21 protein-coding genes and 1 pseudogene are annotated in these 24012 nt (G+C 68.4%); 12 read left to right on the top strand and 10 right to left on the bottom strand.

Translation table 11 applies throughout. The features are described from left to right. Window positions 1-242 precede the first annotated feature (242 nt). The 8 genes from ACFQ91_RS16160 to ACFQ91_RS16195 all read left to right on the top strand — a co-directional run bounded on the left by ACFQ91_RS16160 (window position 243) and on the right by ACFQ91_RS16195 (window position 8937). Window positions 243-1466, top strand: coding sequence for a CpaF family protein (locus ACFQ91_RS16160; protein WP_376871580.1), 1224 nt, complete (start codon window positions 243-245; stop codon window positions 1464-1466). Next, complete coding sequence (locus tag ACFQ91_RS16165) at window positions 1463-2389, top strand: type II secretion system F family protein (protein WP_198499327.1); 927 nt, start codon at window positions 1463-1465, stop codon at window positions 2387-2389. Before ACFQ91_RS16160 ends, ACFQ91_RS16165 begins: the two co-directional genes overlap by 4 nt. Then, the gene (locus ACFQ91_RS16170; protein ID WP_198499328.1) at window positions 2389-3318 is read left to right on the top strand and encodes a type II secretion system F family protein; all 930 of its coding nucleotides are present in this window, start codon (window positions 2389-2391) and stop codon (window positions 3316-3318) included. The genes ACFQ91_RS16165 and ACFQ91_RS16170 overlap by 1 nt, the downstream gene beginning before the upstream one ends. Before the next feature lie 123 nt (window positions 3319-3441). Beyond that, window positions 3442-3699, top strand: coding sequence for a hypothetical protein (locus ACFQ91_RS16175; RefSeq protein ID WP_198501020.1), 258 nt, complete (start codon window positions 3442-3444; stop codon window positions 3697-3699). Further along, entirely contained in the window at window positions 3696-4235 is a 540-nt protein-coding gene (locus ACFQ91_RS16180; RefSeq protein WP_232623652.1) for a TadE/TadG family type IV pilus assembly protein, read from the top strand. The genes ACFQ91_RS16175 and ACFQ91_RS16180 overlap by 4 nt, the downstream gene beginning before the upstream one ends. Beyond that, entirely contained in the window at window positions 4228-4746 is a 519-nt protein-coding gene (locus ACFQ91_RS16185; protein WP_232623653.1) for a hypothetical protein, read from the top strand. Before ACFQ91_RS16180 ends, ACFQ91_RS16185 begins: the two co-directional genes overlap by 8 nt. A gap of 7 nt (window positions 4747-4753) precedes the next feature. Continuing rightward, window positions 4754-5209, top strand: coding sequence for a pilus assembly protein TadG-related protein (locus tag ACFQ91_RS16190; RefSeq protein ID WP_198499329.1), 456 nt, complete (start codon window positions 4754-4756; stop codon window positions 5207-5209). Between the two features lie 134 nt (window positions 5210-5343). Then, complete coding sequence (locus ACFQ91_RS16195) at window positions 5344-8937, top strand: FtsK/SpoIIIE domain-containing protein (RefSeq protein ID WP_198499330.1); 3594 nt, start codon at window positions 5344-5346, stop codon at window positions 8935-8937. On the opposite strand, the gene ACFQ91_RS16200 is transcribed toward ACFQ91_RS16195, so the two are convergent. Continuing rightward, the gene (locus ACFQ91_RS16200; protein ID WP_198499331.1) at window positions 8898-9926 is read right to left on the bottom strand and encodes a GNAT family N-acetyltransferase; all 1029 of its coding nucleotides are present in this window, start codon (window positions 9924-9926) and stop codon (window positions 8898-8900) included. The two genes, ACFQ91_RS16195 and ACFQ91_RS16200, sit on opposite strands and share 40 nt — an antisense overlap. Before the next feature lie 46 nt (window positions 9927-9972). On the opposite strand from ACFQ91_RS16200, the gene ACFQ91_RS16205 reads away from it, so the two are divergent. From ACFQ91_RS16205 to ACFQ91_RS16215, 3 genes are all read left to right on the top strand, one after another. Further along, window positions 9973-10782, top strand: a complete 810-nt coding sequence (locus tag ACFQ91_RS16205; protein WP_198499332.1) for a purine-nucleoside phosphorylase — start codon at window positions 9973-9975, stop codon at window positions 10780-10782. Window positions 10783-10799: 17 nt separating this feature from the next. Next, a complete protein-coding gene (locus ACFQ91_RS16210; RefSeq protein ID WP_198499333.1) occupies window positions 10800-12599 on the top strand; it encodes a phospho-sugar mutase in 1800 nt (599 codons plus the stop codon). Between the two features lie 197 nt (window positions 12600-12796). After that, window positions 12797-13300 carry a helix-turn-helix domain-containing protein gene (locus ACFQ91_RS16215; RefSeq protein WP_198499334.1) on the top strand — a complete coding sequence of 168 codons (504 nt, stop codon included), beginning with the start codon at window positions 12797-12799 and terminating at the stop codon, window positions 13298-13300. A 233-nt stretch (window positions 13301-13533) separates the two neighbouring features. Here the strand turns inward: ACFQ91_RS16215 and ACFQ91_RS16220 are convergent, their stop codons facing one another. The 9 genes from ACFQ91_RS16220 to ACFQ91_RS16260 form a co-directional block, all read right to left on the bottom strand. Further along, window positions 13534-13935, bottom strand: a complete 402-nt coding sequence (locus ACFQ91_RS16220; protein ID WP_198499335.1) for a type II toxin-antitoxin system VapC family toxin — start codon at window positions 13933-13935, stop codon at window positions 13534-13536. Between the two features lie 5 nt (window positions 13936-13940). Beyond that, window positions 13941-14171, bottom strand: coding sequence for a hypothetical protein (locus tag ACFQ91_RS16225; RefSeq protein WP_198499336.1), 231 nt, complete (start codon window positions 14169-14171; stop codon window positions 13941-13943). Between the two features lie 245 nt (window positions 14172-14416). After that, a complete protein-coding gene (gene deoC, locus ACFQ91_RS16230; protein WP_198499337.1) occupies window positions 14417-15070 on the bottom strand; it encodes a deoxyribose-phosphate aldolase in 654 nt (217 codons plus the stop codon). Between the two features lie 106 nt (window positions 15071-15176). After that, the gene (locus tag ACFQ91_RS16235; RefSeq protein ID WP_376871995.1) at window positions 15177-16466 is read right to left on the bottom strand and encodes a thymidine phosphorylase; all 1290 of its coding nucleotides are present in this window, start codon (window positions 16464-16466) and stop codon (window positions 15177-15179) included. A 34-nt stretch (window positions 16467-16500) separates the two neighbouring features. After that, entirely contained in the window at window positions 16501-16986 is a 486-nt protein-coding gene (locus ACFQ91_RS16240; protein ID WP_198499339.1) for a cytidine deaminase, read from the bottom strand. A gap of 26 nt (window positions 16987-17012) precedes the next feature. Beyond that, on the bottom strand, window positions 17013-18299 hold the full coding sequence (locus ACFQ91_RS16245) for an ABC transporter permease (RefSeq protein ID WP_198499340.1): 1287 nt from the start codon (window positions 18297-18299) through the stop codon (window positions 17013-17015). A 1-nt stretch (window position 18300) separates the two neighbouring features. Next, window positions 18301-19533: an ABC transporter permease gene (locus ACFQ91_RS16250; protein ID WP_198499341.1), complete on the bottom strand. Its 1233-nt coding sequence runs from the start codon at window positions 19531-19533 to the stop codon at window positions 18301-18303. After that, window positions 19530-21143 carry an ABC transporter ATP-binding protein gene (locus tag ACFQ91_RS16255; RefSeq protein WP_198499342.1) on the bottom strand — a complete coding sequence of 538 codons (1614 nt, stop codon included), beginning with the start codon at window positions 21141-21143 and terminating at the stop codon, window positions 19530-19532. Before ACFQ91_RS16255 ends, ACFQ91_RS16250 begins: the two co-directional genes overlap by 4 nt. 74 nt (window positions 21144-21217) lie before the next feature. Then, window positions 21218-22294 carry a BMP family protein gene (locus ACFQ91_RS16260; RefSeq protein WP_232623654.1) on the bottom strand — a complete coding sequence of 359 codons (1077 nt, stop codon included), beginning with the start codon at window positions 22292-22294 and terminating at the stop codon, window positions 21218-21220. A 287-nt stretch (window positions 22295-22581) separates the two neighbouring features. Between ACFQ91_RS16260 and ACFQ91_RS16265 the strand changes: the two are divergent. Then, a pseudogene (locus ACFQ91_RS16265) lies at window positions 22582-23901 on the top strand (ABC-F family ATP-binding cassette domain-containing protein); the annotation flags it as partial. Window positions 23902-24012 lie beyond the last annotated feature (111 nt).

A 24012-nucleotide genomic window follows, 5' to 3' on the forward strand; every position in this document is an offset into this window, starting at 1 on the left:
CCATGGGGCACAGCCCCTCGGAACCGCCGAGCCGACGGACGCGGACGGCGGACGGATCAGGCCGGATAAAACCTCACCGAATCGCCTCCTTAACTACATCTATGACATTTATCCGATGTCACCAGAAGTTATCCACAGATTGTGAGAAAGTCTGGATAAATGGGAATTTCGCGGATACATTGACAACCTATTGCCCGCCGCTCACACCGACGGACTCGCCGATCGCCACCGAGGGATTCACTGTGGAAGCCACCGAGGTCATCACGAGCGAGGTCCACAAGAGGATCCGAGACCTCGACGTGGATCCCCGCACCGATGTCCAGCGTTCCCGCGAAGTCATCCGCTCGGTGATCTCCGAATACGACGAGCGCAGTCTCACCGCGGACCTTCCGCCGCTGACGGACAAAGAGGCGACGTTCCGATTCATCGACAATCAGCTCTCCGGCTACGGCGCCCTTCAGGACTACTTCGAGGACCCCCGCGTCGAGGAGATATGGATCAACTCGCCGAGCGAGGTGTTCATCGCCGTCGACGGTGTCCACCAGCTCACGACGACGAAGCTGACCAGCGCCGAACTCGACGACCTCATCGAGCGGATGCTGCGCACGTCGGGTCGCCGGGTCGACCTCTCACAGCCCTTCGTCGACGCCATGCTTCCCGACGGCTCCCGGCTCCACGTCGTCCTCCCCGACATCACACGCTCCTCCCCGGCAGTGAACATCCGCAAATTCATCCAGCGGCCCCGCAACCTCGCCGCCCTCGTCGCCCAGGGCTCACTGACTCCCCCAGCGGCCCGCTTCCTCGACGCCGCCGTGAGCTGCGGTGCGAACATCCTCGTCTCCGGCGCCACCCAGGCGGGAAAGACGACGATGCTCAACGCTCTGGCCGGGTCGATCCCCGCCCGCGAACGCATCGTCAGCTGCGAGGAGGTCTTCGAACTCAACCTCCCCAGCCGCGACTGGGTTCCGATGCAGTGCCGCCAGCCCTCGCTCGAAGGCACCGGCGCTGTGACCCTCCGCGCACTCGTCAAAGAGGCCCTGCGGATGCGCCCGACGCGGATCATCGTCGGGGAGGTCAGGGAAGCCGAGAGCCTCGACCTCCTCGTCGCCCTGAATTCGGGGCTGCCCGGCATGGGCACGATCCATGCGAACTCCGCGCGTGCGGCGATCACGAAGATCTCGACCCTGCCGCTGCTCGCCGGAGCGAACATCTCGTCGTCGTTCGTCGTCCCGACGGTGGCGGTGAGCATCGACGTCGTCGTCCACCTGCGACGCGACAACAGCGGGGTCCGCCACGTCAACGAGATCTGCGCGGTGCCCGGCGGAGTCGAAGGCGACGTCATCGAACTCGACACCCTCTTCCATTCCCCGCACGGGACGCTGGTGCGCGGACAGGGGTTCGGCCACCTCGGCGAGCGCTTCTCCGCGATCGGCAAGGACCTCCACCAGATCTTGGAAGCGGCATGAGCTACTCGCAGCTGAGCCTGCTCGTGGGAGCCTGCCTCGGCGCGGGACTGCTGCTCATCTGGATGTCCCTGTGGGAACAGACGGCGAGGCGCCGGCAGCAGCGCCGGTGGATCCGCGAACTCGACGACATGCTCACCGGTGCGGGATTCCCGCGCCTGCGCCCCCTCCACCTGCTCCTGCTGACGATCGCCGTCTTCCTCACCGTCACCGCCGTCGCCACCGTGCTCACCCGCTCGTGGGCGATCGCCCTGTGCTTCGGCCTCTTCGCCTCGTGGCTGCCCTACCGGTACCTGCAGCACCGTGCGCGCTCGAAGCAGGTGCTGCGTCGCGAACTCTGGCCCGAGACCCTCGACCATCTCAATTCCGGTGTGCGGGCGGGACTCTCACTGCCCGAAGCGCTGAGTTCGCTCGCCCACCGCGGACCCGAGCCGCTGCGGCCGCTCTTCGAGGTCTTCGCCGAGGAGTATCGCGCAAGCGGCTCCTTCGCGATCGCCCTCGAACGCTTCCGCCAGGTCAGCGCTGATCCTGTCGCCGACCGCATCGTCGCGGCCCTGAGCGTGACCCGGCAGGTCGGCGGCAGCGACCTGGGCACGATGCTGCGGGCTCTGGCCCAGTTCGTCCGCGACGACGCCCGCACCCGCAACGAACTCTCCGCCCGCCAGCAGTGGACCGTCAACGGCGCCCGCTTGGCCGTCGCCGCCCCCTGGGTCGTCCTCGCGTTCCTCTCGACCCGCCCCGAGACCGCTGCGGCCTACAACTCACAGGCCGGGCTCATCCTCCTGGCCGCGGGCTTCGTCGTCTCCCTCCTCGCCTACCAGGCGATGAAGCGGATCGGCCGCCTTCCGCAGGAACCGCGCGTCATCGAGGGCTCCTCCCTGGCCCGGTCCCCGTTCCACCGCAGCGCCGAGGCGGGTGAGGCCTGATGACCGACCCGCTCACTCTCCTGCTCCTCGGCGCATTCAACGGCGTCGCCCTCACCGTGTTCGTCCTCGCCCTGCCTCCGCTGCGGCGTCCGACCCTGTCGTCGCGCATCGCACCGTACCTGCGCGATCAGGAGGCGCTCGTCGACGTCTACGCCCCGCCGACACCCCGGAAGGAGGGCGTTCTCGGGGCGCTCCGGCAGGCGGCCCTGACGGCGACGACATGGGTGACCTCGCGCATCACCACCGATGCGACCCTCAACCTGCGCATCGGCCGCCTCGGTGGGAGAGCGACGATCGAGAGGTTCCGGACGAATCAGATCCTCAGCATCCTCGTCGGCATGATCGCCGGCGGGGGCCTCGCCGGACTCATCAGCGCGCAGCGCGGGTTCTCCCCCATCGTCGTCATCGTCCTCGTCGTCAGCGGCGGGGTCGCCGGCCACATCGTCAACGACTGGCGTCTCAGCCAGGCGATCGCGCGTCACGAATCCCGCATCCTCGCCGAGTTCCCCACCGTCGCAGAACTCCTCGCCCTCTCGATCACCGCAGGTGAGGGAATCGTCGAAGCACTCGAACGGGTGTGCCGGACCTGTTCGGGCGACCTCGTCGACGAACTGCGCACCGCGCTGTCGGCGACCCGGACCGGCACTCCCCTCGTCGAGGCCCTCGACCAGATGGCCACGCGCATCGCGATTCCGGAGATCGTCCAGTTCGTCGACGGACTCGCCGTCTCGATGACTCGCGGCACCCCACTCGCCGAGGTGCTGCGCTCCCAGGCCGCCGACGTCCGCGAGCAGTCGCGGCGGCACCTCCTCGAACTCTCCGGACGCAAGGAGATCGGCATGCTCGTGCCCGTCGTCGTCTTCGTCCTGCCCGTCACCGTGATCTTCGCCGTCTTCCCCTCCCTCGCCGTCCTCGACCTCAGCCCCTGACCGAGACGCCCAGCCGCTTTCCGCTCCCCTGTCCTCATCCGCCCCGACGCCCTTGCTCCCTCACCCGACCTCCCCAGCCATCGACCGACGCAACGAAGAAGTCGCAACGAAGAAGGAGACATGATGTTCCACCGGTTCATGACACATCTGACCCTGCTCACCCTCGGGTGGATCGACGACGACACCTCTCCACCGGCTACCCGGCACGGCGCCGGTGACGACGGGCATCGCGGCGACCGTCCCGATCGCGGCGATGTGCCCGGCTGGGTGCTCATCACATTGATGACCGCAGGACTCGTCGTCGCCCTCTGGGCGCTCGCCGGCGAAGCCTTCACCTCGATGTTCGAGGACGCGATGAACAAGGTCCGAGGTGCCGGGTGAGCCGAGCACTGCGCGGCGACGCCCCTGCTGCTGCGTCCCCGCCGACAGGGGGCGCGGCCGGTGACAGCGCGGCCGGCAGCGGTGCGGTCGACAGCGGTGCGGTCGACGGTGACGCGGCCGATGTGGGTGCGCGCTCCGAGGACGGTGCGGTCAGCGGCGCGGACACCGGATCCGCGATCGCCGAGTTCGCCCTCGTCGCGTCTCTGCTCGCCCTCGTTCTCGCCGGCGCCCTGCAGATCGGTCTGGTCATCCACGTCCGCAACACCGTCATCGACTCGGCCATCGCCGGTGCCCGGCAGGCGGGACTCGCCGATCAGACGGCCGGCGACGGCAGGCGGCTGACCGCGCAGCTCATCACGGCCTCGCTCGGCGAACGGTACGCCGAGGCGATCTCCGTCGACACCGAGAGCAACGGGAACGTCGAGATCGTCGAAGTCCGGGTCCGCACTCCACTGCCCGTGCTCGGACTCTGGGGACCCGCCGAGGTGTGGGACCTGCGGGGACGCTCGATCGTCGAGGACATCGACCGTGACTGAACCCGCCGGCCTCCCGTGCGTCGACCCCGCCGGCCGACCCGCCGGCCCTGCCGACCCACCCGTCGCTTCGGACGCCGAGACGCAGGCCAGGTTCGCTCTCCCCGATGCGGGGACCGCGGTCATCGAGTTCATCTTCGCCGCGGTCATCCTCCTCATCCCCGTCGTCTACCTCATGCTCGCGCTCTCCCAGCTGCAGGCGGCCGGCTACGCGACGACCTCGGCGGCGGTGTCGGCCTCCCGGATCGCCGCCCGCGACGCGAACCCCTCGCAGCAGCGCGCCGAGGATGTCGCCGCCATGCATTTCGCCGACTTCGGTCTCCGCGATGTTCCCATCACCATCACCTACTCATGTTCAGGACCCTGTGGACGCGCGGGCTCTCTCGTCACCGCTGACGTCGAAACGCGGGTTCCGCTGCCGGGGATCCCCCTGATCTTCGGTTCGGAGAACTCCCCGCACATCACCATGCGGGCCTCGCATTCCGATGTCGTCGCGACCACCGGAAACGGGTGAGTCGACGATGTCCCTGACGACGAGGTCCACCGCTCCCGGTCCCCGCCCGGCCGACGAGGGGTCGATCACTCCCCTGGCGATCGGCTTCGTCGTCATCGCGCTCCTGCTGGCGTTCCTCATCGCCGCCCTCACGGACCTGCACATGGCCCGTCGCGAGCTCCAGGCGATGGCCGATTCGGCAGCCCTCGCGGCCTCCGACTCGTTCGAACCCGCCCCGGACGGAGAACCCGGACTCGTGTTCTCGCCGCCCGCGGCGCAGCGGGCGGCGGCGCGCTACGTCTCGGCCGTCCCCTCGCCCGAGGGCCTCGACAACGTCGGCATCCGCGCCGACGTCGACGGCGAGGCCTCGGTCGTCATCCGTCTGCGCGCCGACTACACCCCGGCGCTGCTCTCCCCCTTCGTTCCCGGACTCATCGAACTCAGTGCCACCGCCTCGGCGCGAGGGTCACTGCGGATCTCATGACAGCGGACTCGCGTGCCCGAACCTGTGGACATCGGACCGACTCGCGTGCTGTGAGCCTGTGAACGCCCAGCGCTCGTCCACAGGGGGCGGATGAGGGCTTGCCGACTGGCACCGGTTCACCAGACTCTGATGCGATGAAGGTCAGCGGAGTCGTCCAGCGAGTCGAGGTCAGCGGTGCCGTTCGCACGGACGTCCTCGACGCCGACGGCGAGCAGCCCGTCCTCGATGTGCTCCGCTCGGTCATCGATGATCCTGTCACCGTCGACGATCTCCTCGCCTCCAACCCGGGCTCGCCTCCACCGCCCGATGATCCAGCGGCCTGGGTTGAGTCGATGACGTGGGGCCAATGGCGCGGACTCCACCCGGTCACCCTCCTCGGGGCCAGTGCCTTCGAGCGCGGCAGCGGCAGCACGACGGTGACGGTGCTCGCCGGCCCCGATTCGGGATTCACCCTCGCCATCGACCCACGCCAGACCCTCATCGGTCGTGTTCCGTCTCCCGACAGCCTCCTCATCGCCGACCCCTGCCTCTCGCGCGCTCCGGTCAGACTCCGCCTCGCTCCCGCGGGACTGCGCACGCAGAGCCTCGTCGGATCCACCGTGTTCCTCCCCGAGCTCGACCGCGATCAGCTGCCTGAGACACCGACCGGCGGGATACTGAGCACCGCCGGCAGCGAGACGATCCATGTCGCACCGCACGCGGTCGACGAACCGCGCGCGGCCCGTCCGCCGCAGTGGTGGGCATTCCTCATCCCCATCGGCATCGGCATCGCCCTCGCGCTGCTCACCGGCATGTGGTGGTTTCTCCTCTTCAGCCTCTCGGCGCCCCTGTCGGGATACATCGCCCACCTCGTCGAGAAGCGCCGTTATGCCCGTGACGTGGAGACGCACCGGATCGAGCGCGCACACGCGATCGACGACGCCTCGACGAGAGCCCTCCGACTCGTCGCGCAGCGACAGCGCACGGCACGCGCCTCACCGGGCCTGTGTCTGGGGTTCGGTGCGATCCTCAGTCGCATCTCACTGGCACCCGAGATCGACGACCGCGTCGATCGCTTCGACGACCATGCCGTCGTCAGCGATGTCCCCATCTGCATCGACCCGCGATCGACCGCGGTGGTCGTCACCGGTGTACGCGCGCACCTGCTGCCGATGATGCTCGCCTGGCTGGCCGACCGCCGGTGGGAGTGGGCACCATCGGCCGACGTGCAGGAGCTGCCGGAACTCGTCGGCGCGCTCGAGCAGGACGAGCCCGCCACAGCGGCGACTCGCCCCTCGGAGCGCATCAGCGTCGATCTGCGGACCGAGGGCACTGTGACCACCCTCCGCCTCGGGGCGCCCCAGCCGAAGAGCACCGTCTCCCTCGTTCTCGGCGATCTCGCTCAAGCGCGGACGACGACGTCGACGGCACCGGAGGGCCCGGTGCCCGGCCGTGCGTTCACGGCGACCCTGATGCCGCCGGCCCGATTCCTCACGCTCGTGCGCACCGGGATGCCGTCGGCCGGTGCCGACTCGTTCCCCTGCCACGGCCTCGGCGAGCACTGCGATGATGACCCCGAACGCACCGCGAACCGCTGGCGGCAGACTCATCCGGGGGCCGTCCCCGTCGGCCGAGGACCTCTCAGGACGGTCGGCATCGATCTCTTCGGCGACGGCCCGCACGCTCTCGTGGCCGGAACCACCGGCAGCGGCAAGTCGATGCTCCTCCAGTCGTGGCTGCTGTCCCTGGCCCTGCACCATCCACCCGAGCGGTTGACCTTCGTCCTCATCGACTTCAAGGGCGGAGCGACGTTCGCACCCCTGTCACGGCTGCCGCACACCGACTGCGTCCTCGACGACTTCGACTCGGCTGCGGCGTTCCGGGCGCTCGTCGCCGTCCGTGCGGAGATCACGCGGCGCGAACGGCTGCTCGCCGACCGCGGATGCGCCGACATCCTCGACCTCGACGTCCCTCCCCCACGGCTCGTCGTCGTCATCGACGAGTTCCACGCCCTCATGACCGCGCATCCCCGGGCCGCGGAACTGCTCGAGCATCTTGCCGCCCTCGGCCGGTCTCTGGGCGTCCATCTCATCCTCGCGACCCAACGGCCGCTGGGCATCGTCACCGGGCACATGAAGGCGAACATCAGCATTCGGATCTGCCTGCGCGTACGCGACGACGCCGACTCCTCCGATGTCATCGGCGTCGCCGATGCCGCGCGTCTTCCGCCGGACCGTCCCGGGGCCGCTCTCCTCGACGCGGGGTCCGCGCTCGTTCGCTTCCGCGTCGCCGTTCCCCTCACCGAGGAGCCGCCTGAGCCGACCGCTCAGCGTCCCCGACTGCGACCGTGGCAACCCGGTCGTGCCGTGCAGACGAGCGTCGCCCTCGCCGGAATCCGCATCGACAATCTCCTCACCGCAGCGCACGCGCACACCGGCGATGCGCCGCGATCCGTCGTGCCCCCGCCGCTGCCGACGGTTGATGACGTCCCCGGCACTGCGACGAGCGCGTCGTCCCGGCCGCCTGTCACCGGGATCATCGACCTCCCCGCCGCACAGCGGCAGATCGACTGGTCCTATGATCCGGCGCAGGACGGGTCGACCATCGTCGTCACCGACGACGACCCCACTGCCGTGCTCGTGACGCTGGCGGCGTCGGCAGCCGTCACCCACCGCATCGTCGCGCTCGGCCGGATCGCCGAGGTCATCGACCAGGCGGCGATCTCCTGCGGGATGCATGCCGGGTGGCGCCTGCATGCGATCCTCGACCATCTGGGTCGCCCACCGAGTTCGGGTTCGGCCGGCAGTGCGCGGGCTCGACCGCCGACACTCGTCGTGTGCGGGAACTGGGGTGAGCTCGTCGATTCCCTCGACCATCACACGGCGGCGGCGCTGGAGGGCCTCCTCTCCCATTCCCGCGATCTCGGTCTCACGCTCCTCCTTGCCGGATGCCGGTCGGGGCTGCGCATCTCCTCCCAGTTCCGCTCTCACCTCATCTTCCCGCCGAGCGCCGGCGGGGACGGTCTCAGCGTCGGTCTCTCCCGCCACCGGTTCCTCGGAACGTGGCCGCGTCTGCGCGCCGTGCTCGTCGGCCCGCGCACCGCTGAGTGCGGCGGTGACGGCGCCGACGTCCAGCTCCTCCCCTCTCGTGGCGGTGCAGGCCCGTCGGCCTTCTCACCGAGGTGGCGGGGACTCGACGAACCGGGTGACGTGAGCTCAGCGTCGCCGAGGCGGAGGGAGGACGGAACGATTCCGCTCGGCATCGACGCCTTCGGGGAACCCGTGTCCTGGGACCCGGCACGGGACGGTTCGGTGCTCACAGTGCGCGGGTCGGCGCAGAGCGGGAAATCGTCTCTGGCCCGGGCGCTCAGCGGGTGCGAGCAGGCGGAGCTGACGATCCACGACGACGCGCATCGCGAGGAACCTGCGATACTCGACGTCACGGGCGGAGGCCTCCACGTGGTGACGATGCCGCTGCGCTTCACTCCCGGCTACGGCTCGCCGCTGGCCAGCGCCCAGACGCTCGGACCCACCCTCGTCCTCGGCAGTCACACTGCTCAGGACCTCGCAGCTCTCGGATTCACCCGCCTGCCGCCCCTCGACGGCACAGCGGCGACAGGCTGGTTCGTCACCGACTCCCGAGCCCGAGCGATCAGGGTCGTCGGGTCACCGAAGCGGGGCGAATCAACCGACTCCGGGATCGACTCGACTCACTGCGTGTCCGCGGGAGGTCCCGAGAGAGTCTCATAGCGGTAGAGTTCGCTCGCCTGACCGGCGGCGAGGAGACGGTCGGCGAGCGCCGAGACCACGGGCATGCCGCTGGTGACCTCGATGACGACATCGGCGTCGACCGACAGCCTGGCCAGCAGCAGCTCGGCATCGGCGACGGCCGCCTCGAACTGCTCAGGAGAGGCGTCGGCGACGTCCTCACGGGTCTCGAACATCGAGCCGAGGATGAGCTCGGTCGCCGGCTCCTCCTCGGCGGTCCCGGGCAGGTTCGCCGCGGCGTCCTGGGCCCCGCCGACCGAAGCCGGGTCGGCCTCCCTGGCGTAGGAGACAGCGAAGGCGCTCAGCCCGCTGCCCGACCCCGAGTCACCGGAATCAGTCGCCACGGAGTCGCTCATGAGCATCGCCGCACCATGGGCACCGGCCGCCTCGGAGAGGAACGCACTGCTCACCTGACCGATCGTCAGCGGCGCGACCGCATCGTCGCGGTTGACCGCGGTGTACCACTCGAGGAACGCCTTCGTCAGCTTGACCGACCCGGTCGAGACGATCTCGAGGTCCTCGGCGCGACCACCGCCACTGGGCGGCAGGGCCCCGGCGGGAACCTTGATGACCCGTGTCGTCGTCAGCGGGGTGAAGCCGAGCGCCTCGGCGAACTTCTCCCCCACGCTGCCTGCCTCGACCCGAGCCCGCAGGTCAAGACCCTCAAGCGGGGTGCCTGCGGTCTCCGCCGACACCGCCTCGAAGAGCTCACGACCGAGACCGTGGCCGCGCTCCTCGGCGGCGACCTCGACGTTGACCCACGCGCGGTACGGGTGGAGCGGGGACTCCGCGATCGCGGCCGCGCCGACGGGAACCTCGGGGACCACCTCGGCGATGACCGACCGCAGCAGCGGGGACTCCGCGGCCGGACGGAACAGGGACCGGGCCATGTGACCGGCCGGAGTCGTCGCGTCGGAGAACACCTCGTTCAGTCGCAGATCGTCGCCGTCGGCAAGTGGTCTGATCGGCATGGTGAGCGCTCCTTGCGGCATGTCAGATGTTGATAATCTTGGCGTCATGACTGACTTAAGCGATCCTACCGCCGCCGCGCAGGCAGCGGCCACGACCATCAACTCCGCCGCTGGGATCGAGTCCCACGACATCGCCCTCGTCCTCGGATCGGGATGGGGCGGAGCGGCCGAGCTGCTGGGCGAGACGATCAGCGAAGTCCCCGCAGCCGAGGTCCCCGGATTCCACGCCCCGGCCGTCGCCGGCCACGTCCCCACGCTGCGCACCGTGCGCATCGCCTCGAGCGGGAAGCACGCCCTCGTCCTCGGATCGCGCACCCACTACTACGAAGGCAAGGGCGTGCGCGCCGTCGCCCACGGTGTGCGCACGGCTGCCGCCGCCGGCTGCACCAGCCTCGTGCTCACCAACGGCTGCGGTGGACTCAACCGCAATTGGGCCCCGGGCACCCCGGTCCTCATCTCCGACCACATCAACCTCACCGGCACCTCCCCCATCGAAGGTGCGAACTTCGTCGACCTCACCGACCTCTACTCGCCGCGGATGCGGGCGATCGCCAAGGAGATCGATCCGACACTCGACGAAGGCGTCTACGCCCAGTTCCGCGGCCCCCACTACGAGACCCCGGCCGAGGTGCAGATGGCAGGCATCCTCGGCGCCGACCTCGTCGGCATGTCGACGACGCTCGAGGCCATCGCCGCCCGGCAGGCCGGGCTCGAGCTCATGGGCATCTCGCTCGTGACGAACCTCGCCGCCGGCATCCAGGAGACCCCGCTCTCCCACGCCGAGGTCATCGAGGCCGGAGCCGCCGCAGCCCCGCGGATCTCCCAGCTGCTCGCCGACATCGTCGGAAAGCTCTGAGGCCGGTGAGCGAATCGATGAGCGAATCGAACAGCAGCAGCACCGAGAATCCGGTCCGGGTCGCCGACCGCTTCACGACGGGCTTCGACGCCGACATCGTCCGCGCGTGGATCGCCGATGACCCCGATGCGCAGACGGCGACGTCGCTGACGGCGATCCTCGCCGAGGCGGAGGCCGGTGACGCAGCCGCGCGAGCTGACCTTTCAGATCGGTTCTCCGGTCCCCTCGTCTTCGGCACCGCGGGCCTGCGCGGGGAGATCGCGGCCGGGCCCAACCGGATGAACCGCTCCGTCGTCATCCGCGCCGCTGCCGGACTCTCGGCGTTCCTCAACGAGACCGTCGGCCCCGGCTTCCGCGTCGTCATCGGCTGCGATGCCCGGTACAAGTCCTCCGACTTCGCCCGCGACACCGCGGCCGTCGTCACCGCCGCCGGCGGGGTCGCCATCCAACTGCCCGAACAGCTGCCGACTCCGCTGACGGCGTTCGCGCTCACCCACCTCGGCGCCGATGCCGCCGTCATGGTCACCGCGAGCCACAACCCGCCCGCCGACAACGGCTACAAGGTCTACCTCGGGGAGCGGCCGCTGCTCGCGATCGAACCGGACCCGCTCACTGCTCGTGCGGGCGCGGGCGCGCAGATCGTTCCCCCCGCCGACGCACTCATCGCCGAGAGGATCGCCGCCGTCCCGTCCGTCGCGTCGGTGCCGCGCGCCGAATCGGGCTGGGAGCACCTCGATGACTCGATCATCGAGGCCTACCTCGAGAGCATCGAGGCCCTGGGTGTGCGCGCGAGCGCGGACCTGTCGATCGTGCTCACCTCGCTCCACGGCGTCGGGGCGACCGTCGCCGAGGCGGCACTGGCGCTCACCGGGTTCGAGAACCTCCACCCGGTGGCCGTTCAGCAGAAGCCGGACCCCGACTTCCCGACCGTCGCCTTCCCCAACCCCGAAGAGGCCGGCGCCCTCGACGAGGCGTATGCCCTGGCCAGCGAGGTCGGCGCCGATCTCATCATCGCCAACGACCCCGACGCGGACCGGTTCTCCGCGGCGATCCCCGATCCTTCTGCCCCCACCGGGTACCGTCAGCTCACCGGCGACGAGGTGGGACTCCTCCTCGGCGAGGACATCGCCTCCAGACTTGCGGCGTCCGCTGCGTCGGACGGGACCGACGCTGTCGCGACCGCCTCCGACACCGCCGGGCCCGTCTTCGCGAATTCGATCGTCTCTTCGCGCGGGCTCGCCGCCGCTGTACGCGCCCACGGTTTCCCCGCAGTACAGACGCTCACCGGCTTCAAGTGGATCTCCCGGGTGCCCGGTCTCGTCTTCGGCTACGAGGAGGCGCTCGGCTACTGCGTCGACCCGACCGTCGTCCGCGACAAGGACGGAATCTCCGCGGCCGTGACCTTCGCCGCGCTGGCGTCTCGCCTCAAGCGGGACGGATCGACGATCGATGCCGAACTCGACCGCATCCGCACCCGCGACGGCGTCTTCGCGACGGCACCGCTGAGCTTCCGCCTCGACGACGTCTCCCTCATCGCCTCGGCGATGGAGAAGCTGCGGCAGGCTCCGCCGACCGCGCTGGCCGGGTCGCCCGTCACCGAGGTCCATGATCTCTCGTCCGGGTACGACGGCTTGCCGCCGACCGACGGCATCCTCCTGCTCTCGGAGGCGAACTCGCGGGTCATCGTCCGGCCTTCGGGCACCGAGCCGAAGCTCAAGTGCTATCTCGAGGTCGTCGGCGCCCCATCGCTAGGACCGTCGTTGCAGGAGAGACTGAGCACGATCACGACCGAGCTCAAGGCCTACTTCGGACTCTGAGGTCGGCACGGGGCGTCAGCACGGGGGCTATGAGAGCGCTGGCGCACCTCGATCAAGCGCGGGAGCGGATCGAGGGCCGTGCACGCGCCCGCATCCGCTCTGCCGCTTGATCGAGCATCACGGTCCTCGGCACCTGTGTGTCCCTTCGTCAGACACCATCCGTTGTGTTTATGGCGTTTGGGAGCCATTCTGAATGCATGGACGCACAGTGGATGTCGACAGGTGAAGTCGCCAAGATTCTCGGCGTCTCACGTCAGCACATCGTGGATCTCTGTGAGCGCGGCGAACTGCCGTTCACGAAGGTGGGCACCCATCGTCGCATCCGACGGGCCGATCTCAATGGCCTGTTCAGAACTCACCTCGACGAAGGCCAGCTGCGGTCGCTCTGGCTGCACAGGGCCGTCCTCGGTGAGCTCGTGGCCAATCCCTCCGACGTCGTCGCTACAGCACGCGACAATGTCAGACGGTGGCGGCGCGTCCATCGACCAGACGGCATGTCGGCGCACTACCTTGACCACTGGGATCGGGTGCTCGACGGAGACATCGACGATATTGCGCGAGTTCTCGTCGGCACCGACGAACTCTCGACAGAGCTTCGCCAGAACAGCCCGTTCGCCGGAGTCCTGAGCCCAGCGAGGCGAAATCAAGTGCTTGCCGCCTTTCGGGCGCACGGCCGTCCACGGCGACAAGAAGCCTCATGAATCGATTGCAATTGGCACACATTCTCCGGGCAGCCTCCTCCGTGTCCAATTGGCGCGGATCGAAGGCCGTGCACGCGCCCGCATCCGCACTTCAGCTTGATCGAGCGTCACTGCTCTCGGTGTATTGCACCGTGACATTCGTTGTCGATCGACGGCGAGGTGGCATTCCAACGAGGCGTCGTCATAGCCCCATGGCATCGACGCGGCCACCCGTTCGCAGCTCCGCTTCCGCCTCAGGAGATGACCTGGACCGGGCAACGGGCGACTCCCGAGCGTGCGATGCGAACATCTGCTGTCACGAGCGTCAGGTCGTGCGATTCAGCGACGGCGACATACCCGGCATCGTATGTGCTCAGATTGGCTCTGAGTTCCCACATCCTCGCAATGTGCGGGCCGGTGGGAGCGGTCATCACGACCAGCTGAGCCACCCAGTCAACCGCACGCTCGGCGTCAGCGGCGTCGAGTTTTCCTCCCAGCGTCAGTCCTCTGATCACCGAGAGCACCTCGGTACGCCAATGCTCGGGAACCATCCACGCCGGATCACCGCGCAGAATCTCGATGGCCGAGGTCCGTCGGGGTTCGGTCTCCGGATCCGCGAACATCAGCGCCACTGCCGACGCGTCTGGAACGATCATGACCGTCAGGCCGACCGACCGGTATCAATGACATCGAGAACATCGTCGACGCTGAAGTTCCGCTGCCCCTCCCAGGTCGAGATCTCGTCGATGACACGCGCATTGTCGGCGAACCGTGCTTCCCGGATGATGACGTCGCGGAGGTACGAGCTCAGACTCTGGCCCTTCTCGCGCGCACGAGCGGCCAGCTGATCGCGAATCTCGGGCGGAACGTCGCGAATCTGAATGGCAGTCATGACACGATCATACGCGCCCTGCATGCAGGTTGCATGCACAGTGCATCAGCATCGGCGGCCCAGACGTATCCGAGGGTGCCGGATCATGCTCGATCAAGCGTTAGTGCGGATCTGGGGCCGTGCACGCGCCCGCATCCGCACTAACACTTGATCGAGCGGCCGCCGGGGCGCTGGCGCGCGGCATGCGCCAGTACGCGTCAGGCGGAGCACCGGGGCGCGTCAGGTGCAGCGCCGGGGCGTGCCAGTCAGTCGGAGAGTCCCGCGAGGATCGCGGCGGACCCCGACAGGCCGAGGCGCGAGGCACCGGCGGCGATCATCTCCTCGGCCGCCTCGACGGTGCGGATCCCACCGGAGGCTTTGACGCCGAGGCGGTCGCCGACGGTCTCGCGCATGAGCGCCACCGCGTGCGCACTGGCCCCGCCGGCCGGGTGGAAACCGGTCGAGGTCTTGACGAAGTCGGCTCCGGCTGCCTCGGCGCGCCGGCTGACCTCGACGATCTGCTCATCGGTCAGTGCCGCGGATTCGATGATCACCTTGACGAGCGCGTCCCCGCTGGCCTCGACGACACCGCGGATGTCGGCCTCGACGGCGTCGAAGTCCCCGGCGATCGCCTGCCCGATGTTGATGACCATGTCGACCTCAGCGGCGCCGTCGGCGACGGCCCGCTCGGTCTCGGCGGCCTTGATCTCCGGCTTCACCTGACCGCTGGGGAACCCGACGACGGTCGCGACAACGAGGTCACCGGTGTCGGTGAGCGGCAGCATCGACGGCGAGACGCACACGGCGAGGACGCCGAGGTCTCTCGCCTCGGCGACGAGCGCATCGACATCGGCCCGCGTCGCCTCCGGCTTGAGCAGGGTGTGGTCGATCATAGCGGCGACGTCGGAGCGGCTGGTCATGGTGTCCTCCAATGGATGTGTATGGGAGTGCTGTGTGCGGTGATGGAAGGGCGGGGCCGGTGGCAGGTCACGCCGGTGACAGCCCCCAGCGGCAACGGGCGCAAGCCTACGTGATCGTCTCGAGGACGATCGAGTCCGGCACCGCGGCGGCATCGCCGCCGATCTCGTAGGCCCCGACGAGAGACTCGAGGGCGCGCTCGAAGCGCTCAGGCGTGTCGGTGTGCAGGGTGAGCAGCGGGTCACCGGCGGCGACAGTGTCACCGGGCTTGGCGTGGAGTTCGATGCCGGCGACCGCCTGCACCGGATCCTCCTTGCGCGCGCGTCCGGCGCCGAGCCGCCACGAGGCGACCCCGACGGAGAGCGCATCGAGCTTCGTCAGCACCCCGGATTCGGGGGCGAAGACGACCTCGGTGTTCGCAGCCACGGGCAGCGGGGCGTCCGGATCGCCGTTCTGGGCGCGGATCATCGCCTTCCACTTGTCCATCGCCCGACCGTCGGAGAGCGCGGCCCGGACGTCGACGTCGGTTCGTCCCGCCAGCCGCAGCATCTCCTCGGCGAGAGCCACGGTGAGGTCGACGACATCGGCGGGCCCGCCTCCGGCGAGGACCTCGACGGACTCGCGGACCTCGAGGGCATTGCCGACGGTGAGCCCGAGCGGCGTCGACATGTCTGTGAGCAGCGCCGAGGTCTTCACTCCGGCGGCCTTCCCGAGCCCGACCATGGTCTCGGCGAGCCGGCGTGCCTTCCCGATGTCCTTCATGAACGCCCCGGACCCGACCTTGACGTCGAGGACGAGGCCGGCGGTGCCCTCGGCGATCTTCTTCGACATGATCGATGAGGCGATGAGCGGAACGCAGTCGACGGTGGCGGTCGTGTCCCGCAGGGCGTAGAGCTTCTTGTCCGCCGGGGCGAGCCCGGAACCGGCGGCGCAGATGACTGCCCCGATGTCCTCGAGCTGCGTGAGGATCTCCTCGTTCGACAGGTTCGCCTGCCAGCCGGGGATCGCTTCGAGCTTGTCGAGCGTGCCACCCGTGTGTCCGAGGCCGCGCCCGGACAGCTGCGGGACGGCGACGTCGAAGACCGCGACGAGGGGCGCGAGCGGCAGGGTGATCTTGTCCCCGACACCGCCCGTCGAGTGCTTGTCCGAGGTGGTGCGCGTCAGCGAGGAGAAGTCCATCCGCGCCCCCGAGGCGATCATCGCCTGCGTCCAGTCGGCGATCTCGTCGGGCCCCATGTCGTTGAGGAAGATCGCCATCGCGAGCGCCGCCATCTGCTCGTCGGCGACGACCCCGCGGGTGTAGGCGTCGATGACCCAGTCGATCTGGTCCTTGGACAGCGCCCGGCCATCGCGCTTGGCGGCGATGACGTCGACGGCGTCGAATGCCTCTACGGTCACAGTGGGTGAACCTCCGGTGGTGGGTGGGAAGTGGTCAGTGCTTCGGGTGCCCGGTGCCCTCGCCGAGGTCGTCGGGACCGAAGGCGTCGGGCAGGACCTCGGCCATCGTCTTGCGTCCCGAGGGCATGTTGAGGACGAGCTCGGCTCCCCCGTGTTCGAAGAGCAGCTGACGGCAGCGCCCGCACGGGGCAAGCGTGGTGCCGTGACCGTCGACGCAGTCGAAGGCGACGAGCCGGCCGCCGCCGCTCATGAACAGATCGGAGACGAGCGAGCACTCGGCGCACAGGGTCACCCCATACGAACTGTTCTCGACATTGCAGCCGGCCACGATCCGCCCGTCGTCGACGAGGGCCGCGGCCCCGACGGGATACCGCGAATACGGGGCGTAGGCCCTGCCCATGGCGGCGACCGCGGAGGCGCGCAGCAGCTCCCAGGACTCCTCGGTCACCTCGGCGGGGATCACCTTCGCCACCGGCTCACACCAGGTGGGATCGTCCCCGAACGCATGTGCTGTCGTCATCGCATCCTCCGATCTCCGTCACACTGTCATGACTTCACGTAGGGCACACCCTCGGCGGCCGGCGGACGGACCCGTCCGACGAATCCGGCGACGGCGAGGATCGTGACGATGTAGGGCAGCATGAGCAGCAGTTCGTTGGGCACGGGCGTGCCGATCGACTGCAGCGTGTTGCCGAGGCTCTTCGAGAAGCCGAAGAGCAGCGCGGCGAAGAGCGCGCCCTTCGGGTTCCACTTGCCGAGGATCATCGCGGCCAGCGCGATGTAGCCCTGTCCGGCCGACATCTCCTTGCCGAAGGCGAGTCCGGAGCCGACGGTGAAGAACGCGCCGCCGAGGCCGGCGATCGCCCCGGCCATGATCGTGTTGCGCACCCGCGTGAAGTTGACCTTGATGCCGACGGTGTCCGCGGCCTTCGGGTGCTCGCCGACCGCCCGCATCCGCAGTCCCCACTTCGAGCGGAAGACGAAGATCTGCAGGGCGATGACGACGACGTACATGATGTAGACGAGGATGTTCTGATCGAAGAGCACCCGCCCGAGGATCGGGATGTCCGAGAGCAGCGGGATCGGCAGGTTGGGCAGCTTCTGCCGGGAGTTCCACAGCTCGGGGTTCTCGGTGAGCACCGTCGAGTAGAGGAAGTTCGTCAGGCCGACGACGAGGACGTTGAGGACGACGCCGATGATGATCTGGTTGACCCAGTACTTCACGGCGAAGAAGGTGAGCACCACGGCGACGAGGGCACCGGCGATCGGGGCGGCGAGCAGCCCGGCGTAGGGGTTCTTCACCACCGAGGCGACGACCGCGGCGAGGAACGCACCGGCGAGCAGCTGACCCTCGATCGCGATGTTGATGATGCCCGAGCGCTCACCGATGAGACCGCACATCGCACCGAAGATCAGCGGCACCGACAGGGCCAGGGCGCCGGCGAGCAGGGTGGTCAGCGGGATGACGCCGCCGCTGCCGCCGCCGGCCCACGCGAGGAACGAGAGCACGAAGACGATGCCGAAGGTGACGGGGAACCACGAGCCGAGGTCGTCCCTGCGGGTCGCGAACCAGATGCTCACGGCCGCCATGACGACGAGGATGAGCGAGAGCACGAGGCCGGTGGCCTTCGCGGACACGACGAGGTCGGGGATGGCGAAGAAGTCACCGCCGGTGGCGATCCGGAAGGTCGTATCCCCTGCCCGGCCGATGAGGCCGAAGAAGATCAGCGCGATGAGTGCGAGCACCGAGTAGACGATCGGGTACTTCCACGCGATCGGCGCGACTACCTTCGTGTGCGCACCGGTCGGGGTGTCAAGAGTCTGTGCGCTCATATCAGGACTCCTTCCGCTTGAGCACCGGTGCGGGCAGGTGGAAGATCGTCCTCACGAGCGGCGGGGCGGCGATGAGGAGGACGATGACCGACTGGACGACGAGGACGATGTCGATCGGCGTGCCGGTCTGCGACTGCATGAGGTAGCCGCCGGCCTTGAACGCGCCGAAGAGGAGCCCGGCGAAGAACGTCCCCAGCGGCTTCGACCGTCCCAGCAGCGCCACGGTGATCGCGTCGAAGCCGATGGACCCGGCGATCCCGCCGGTGAGCTTGTCCTCCGTGCCGAGCACCTGCGTGGCCCCGGCGAGACCAGCGAGGCCACCGGCGATGACCATGACGAGGACGGTGACCTTGGCCACCGAGATGCCGGCGGTGCGCGCGGCATGCGGGTTCGCGCCGACGGCCTTGAACTCGAAGCCGATCGTCGAGCGCTCGAGCAGCCACCACACGAAGATCGTCGCGAGGATCGCGAGGATGAACCCGAAGTTGAGGCGGAAGGGCAGCGGCAGGAGGAGGAACATCTGCGCCGATTCGTCGATCGTGCGCGACTGCGGGTTCGCCGACTGCGTGTGCGTGAACCACGACTGCTTGAGCAGGTAGCCGAGGAGGTAGCCGGCGATCGAGTTGAGCATGATCGTCACGATCACCTCGTTCGCCCCGGTCCGCGCCTTGAGCACGCCGGCGATGCCCGCCCAGATCGCCCCGCCGATGATGCCGCCGGCCGCGGCGATGAGCATGTGGACGACGGGCGGGAGGCTGAGCGCGTAGCCGAGGAAGCCGGCGACGGTGGCGCCGAGGATGACCTGGCCCTGGCCGCCGATGTTGAACAGTCCCGAGCGGAAAGCCAGGGCGATGCCGAGGCCGGTGAGGATGAGCGGGGTGCCGTTGACGAGCGATTCGGTCAGCGGGCGGATCGCGCGCTCAGGGGTGCGGGCGTTCCAGTCGAAGATCGCCCCGCGGAAGAGCGCGGAGTAGGCGTCGCCGACAGTCGAGAAGACCGTGGAGAAGAACGCGCCGGGAGCGGAGAAGAAGTTCCTCGCCGCAGCGATGACCTCGGCGTTGGCGAAGGCGATGAGGACACCGCCGACGAGGAGGGCGAGCACGATGGCGAGCACCGTGACCAGCCACGATCCTGAGAGGATCTCCTGGATGAGAGTCTGCTGCCGCCCGGGCTTCGCCTCGGCGGTCGGCGGCGGGGCCGGGGACGGCGCGGCCGGTGAGATGTCAGTCGTCATTCGCTCTCCTCCGCCGAGGTGGTCGCTGAGTCTGGGGTCGCGCCCGTCGCGGTGCCGGCGTCGGACGGGGCACCATCCTCGGGTGCGGTGCCTGCGGAGGCCAGCGCCTCCTCGGCGGGGACACCGGCCATCATGAGGCCGAGCGCCTCACGCGAGGTCTCGGGTCCGACGATGCCGACGATCCGACCGGAGTACATCACGGCGATGCGGTCGGCGAGCCCGTAGACCTCGTCGAGTTCGGTCGAGACGATGATGCACGGGGTGCCGGTGTCGCGTTCGGCGATGACGCGCTTGTGGACGAATTCGATCGATCCGACGTCGAGGCCGCGGGTCGGCTGGCTGGCGATGAAGAGGCGCAGCTCCCGGCCGAGCTCGCGGGAGAGCACGACCTTCTGCTGGTTGCCGCCGGACAGGGTGGAGATCGGGTCGGCGATGCTGCCGAGGCGGATGTCGAACTCATCGACCTTCTTCTTCGCCTCGGCGGTGATGACCGAGGAGCGGAGGTTGGGGCCCTTCGCGTACGGCGGGCGATCGTAGACGTCGAGGATCATGTTCTCGCGGATCGAGAACTCGGCAATGATGCCGTCGGTCGACCGGTCCTCGGGCACGAAGCCGATGCCGTCGCCCAACCGGTCCTTGACGGACGTGCCGACGAGGTTCTTCCCGTCGAGGGTGATCGTGCCCAGGCGCGGTTCGCTCAGCCCGATGATCGTCTCGGCGAGCTCGGTCTGGCCGTTGCCCTGGACACCGGCGATCGCGAGGATCTCGCCGCGACGGACATCGAAGCTGACATCGTCGACGACGACGTTCTCGGCCCGGTCGACGACGGTGAGACCGCGCACCTGGAACGTCGCCTCACCCGGGTCGGCAGGGCTCTTGTCCGTCGTCAGGGACACGTTGCGTCCGACCATCTGGCTGGCGAGCTCCGCCTCGGTGGAATCCGGGGAGGCCTCCCCGACAATCTTGCCGCGGCGGATGACGGTGATCGAATCCGCGATCGCGCGGACCTCGCGGAGCTTGTGGGTGATGAAGACGATCGACGTGCCCTGCTCCTTGAGCTGGCGCATGATCGAGATAAGCTCGTCGGTCTCCTGCGGGGTGAGCACGGCAGTGGGCTCGTCGAGGATGAGGATCTCCGCGTCGCGGGAGAGTGCCTTGATGATCTCGACCCGCTGCTGCGCGCCGACCGGCAGATCCTCGATGAGGGCGTCGGGGTCGATGTTGAACCCGAACCGCGCGGAGATCTCCGTGACCTTCCTCCGCGCCTCGGCGACGTCGATGAGGCCGAGACCCTTCGTCGGTTCGTAGCCGAGCGCGACGGATTCGGCGACGGTGAAGACCGGCACGAGCATGAAGTGCTGGTGGACCATGCCGATGCCGGCGGCCACGGCATCGCCGGGTCCGGCGAAGCTCACCGGCTTGTCGTCGATGAGGATCTCTCCCCCATCGGGGTCGTAGAGGCCGTAGAGGACGTTCATCATCGTCGACTTGCCGGCGCCGTTCTCACCGAGAAGGGCGTGGATCTCGCCCGGTTCGACGGTGAGATCGATGTGGTCGTTGGCGACGAATGATCCGAACACCTTCGTCAACCCGCGAAGCTCGAGTTTCACTGCTCGCAGCACTCCTCACAAACTTGAAAACTGCAGGGCCGAAAGACTTCGACCCTGCAGTTTAACCCAGGTGATTATTTGGGCGAGTTCTCCGACTCGACCGTGATGGTGCCGTCGATGATCTGCTTCTTGAGCTCCTCGACCTTCGTCTTGACGTCCTCGGGGACCTCGCCGTCGAAGTCGTGGTAGGGAGCCAGTCCCACACCTTCGTTCTCGAGCGTGCCGACGTAGGGCTCGGAGGTGAAGTTGCCGTCGACGCCCTGCTTGACGGTGTCCTCGACGGCGTTGGCGATCTCCTTGACCACCGAGGTGAGGATGATGTCACCGTATTCGGTCGAGTTGTAGCCGTCGGTGTCGACCCAGACGAGCTTGACGTCGCCGGCTTCCTTCGCCGCGGCTGCGGCACCGAGGCCGACGGGACCGGCGACGGGCATGACGACGTCGGCGCCCTGGGAGATCAGCTGCTTCGTCAGCTCCTGGCCCTGACCCTGGTTCTCGAAGTCACCGGAGAACGATCCCTGCTGGCTGTCCTTGTTCCAGCCGAGGAGTTCGACGTTCTTGCCGTTGTCGTCGTTGAACTTCTGCACGCCGTCGGCGAAGCCGTCCATGAAGACGGTGACCGACGGGATCTGGATGCCGCCGAACGTGCCGACCTTGCCGGACTTCGACATCGCTGCGGAGACGTAGCCGGCGAGGTACGCGGCCTCGGCGGTGTTGAAGACGAGCGGCTTCGCGTTGTCGATCTCGACCGGGTTGCCGTCGGGGTCGGAGAACGTCGAGTCGATGAGGGCGAAGTTGAGGTCGGGGTTGGCCTCAGCGGCGGTCTGGATCGCATCCTCGAGGAGGAAGCCGACGCCGAAGGTGAGGTTGCAGCCCTGCTGGACCATGTTGTCGACGTTCGGGGTGAAGTCCGCGTCGCCCTGGGATTCGGCGACCTGCTGCTGAACGCCGAGATTCTCCGTTGCCGCGTCGAGACCGGCACGGCCCGACTGGTTGAACGACTGGTCGTCCCAGCCGCCGGAGTCGGAGACCATGCAGGTGAGGTAGTCCCCGCCGGCACTGGAGTCGCTGCCGCTGCCGCCGGAGCCGCAGGCGGAGAGCACGAGGGCGGATGCGGCGATCATCGACACCGCTGATGCGAGCTTTTTCAAGGTCTACTCTTTTCTCGAAGGACCAACACTGGCGTCGGCGGTGGACCGCCGGCCGACTCATCGCGAAACTGTGAGACGACTGGGCGATCGGTCACATTTCGATGAGTTTTCGGCCAGTCTAATGCACGTGAGCCACGTCTCCCGCGCGCGTAGCACGCGAATCCGCGACACCGATATGAAAACGCAATCAACAGTCACAGTTGCAGTGCGTCCGACAGGGGCCGCTGTGCCGCCTCACGGGCCGATCACGGTGGGGCGTGCCGCGGTGCTCTAGGCTGGTGGGCGTTATGGCACATCTTCTCGGGGCCGAAGCCCTGCACCTCGAATTTCCCACGCGCATCGTCTTCGATTCGGTCACCCTCGGCGTCGACACCGGGGACATGATCGGCATCGTCGGGCGCAACGGCGACGGCAAATCCTCGCTGCTCGGGATGCTCGCCGGCACGATCACCCCCGACTCCGGACGCGTCACCTACCGCGGGGGCCTGCGGCTCGGCATGCTCACCCAGCGCGACGAGCTCGACGACGAGGCGACCGTGGGATTCTCCGTCGTCGGCGACAAGGCCGACTACGAGTGGGCCGGGGACGCGAAGATCCGCGACATCATCTCAGGCCTCATCGCCGACCTGCCCTGGGAGGCGCGGATCGGCAGCCTCTCCGGCGGCCAGCGGCGGCGCGTGGCTCTCGCGGCCCTCCTCGTCGAGGACTGGGACCTCATCATCCTCGACGAGCCGACGAACCACCTCGACGTCGACGGCATCGCCTGGCTGGCACGGCACCTGAGGAACCGGTGGCCGAAGAACTCCGGTGCCCTTCTCCTCGTCACCCACGATCGATGGTTCCTCGACGAGGTGTGCACGAAGACGTGGGAGGTTCACGACCGGATCGTCGAGCCCTTCGAAGGCGGGTACGCCGCCTACGTGCTCCAGCGCGTCGAACGCGACCGGATCGCCGCGGCCACCGAGGCGAAGCGGCAGAACCTCATGCGCAAGGAGCTCGCGTGGCTGCGCCGCGGAGCTCCCGCCCGGACGTCGAAGCCGAAGTTCCGCATCGAGGCGGCCAATCAGCTCATCGCCGATGTGCCCGAGGTCCGCAATCCCATCGAACTGAAGAAGATGGCCACGGCCAGGCTCGGCAAGGACGTCGTCGACCTCGAGGACGTGTCCGTCCACTTCGGTGACCGTGACGTCCTCGACGACGTCACGTGGCGCATCGGTCCCGGCGAACGCACGGGCATCCTCGGTCCCAACGGCGCCGGGAAGTCGACGCTGCTCGGGCTCGTCGCCGGCACGCTCGAACCGACCGCGGGGCGGGTCAAACGCGGCAAGACCGTCAAGGTCGGCGTCCTCGATCAGCAGTTCGCCGATCTCGCCCGGATCGGCGGCAGGCGGGTGCGCGAGGTCCTCGCCGAGGCGAAGACGACGTTCACGATCGAGGGCAGGGACTTCACCCCGGCACAGCTGCTCGAGCGCTTGGGGTTCGCCACGGAGCACCTCTCGGCCCGAGTCGACGACCTCTCCGGGGGCCAGAAGCGACGTCTCCAGCTCCTCATGCTCCTGATGTCCGAACCCAATGTCATCATCCTCGACGAACCCAACAATTCGATGGGTTGTTCGTTCCGGACACCTCGATTCTACCGTCGTGGCAGGGCGACGTCACGCCCTGATACTCGACGTCGGGCCCGTGGGAGGCGGTCTGTCGTGCCGTGTCGCACCGTG

Source organism: Brevibacterium sp. NPDC056726, from assembly GCF_042790515.1.
Classification (GTDB): Bacteria; Actinomycetota; Actinomycetes; order Actinomycetales; family Brevibacteriaceae; genus Brevibacterium; species Brevibacterium sanguinis.